Source organism: Arachidicoccus sp. (genome assembly GCF_050436765.1).
Taxonomy (GTDB): Bacteria; Bacteroidota; Bacteroidia; order Chitinophagales; family Chitinophagaceae; genus Arachidicoccus.
In genome coordinates, this window is the sequence record NZ_JBNQGD010000256.1 from 1 (window position 1) to 614 (window position 614).

The following is a 614-nucleotide window of genomic DNA, read 5'->3' on the forward strand; positions in this document are numbered from 1 at the left end:
CGTAGGTTTTATTTTCTATTCGGATTAAGGCCTTTTTTAAATTGTCAATAAAGGAAATCTGGCGACTAACCATTTGGCTCATTTGTTCCCGTTCCATACTTACAGTGCCATCTTCCATCGTCATGTAACGGCCATCTACGTCGCCACCCATATCGTCTTTACGTGTGATAATACCTTGCAAGTAAGCTACCTCGCGGCTAGCATCTGCTAACTTCTTATTAATCAGCGTCCTAAACTCTTCTAATTCCGCATCAGAATAACGCATCAACACTTCATTATCATCAGTTTTAGCCATTCTATTTTCAAGGGGTTGGTAGAGGGGGGAATAAGGTTTACTTGTTTTCACACTTGTTTTAGGTATTTTTACTTCTTTTAGAGGAACTTCTTTCTTCTTTACAGGTTTCTTTATTGCCACAGGTATATTTTCTTTAATTGTTTTTTTAGCAGGTTCTTTGTGAAGTTTCACTGCAACGACAGGCTTAGCAGTTTTTTGTACAACCGTCTTTGTTACTACTTTTTTTACTTCAGGTTTGACCGGCTTTTTAGGCGCGACTTTTTTAGTAGGTACAACTTTTTTGACTCCGGCATTTTTCTTAACGACCGGTTTCACTACT

At 38.3% G+C, this 614-nt stretch carries 1 protein-coding gene; it reads right to left on the minus strand.

Annotation, left to right across the window (positions count from 1 at the left end; translation table 11 throughout):
* A partial coding sequence (locus tag ACQR30_RS11230) for a TraR/DksA family transcriptional regulator (protein ID WP_429735089.1) occupies positions 1 to 614 on the minus strand: 614 nt, incomplete at both ends.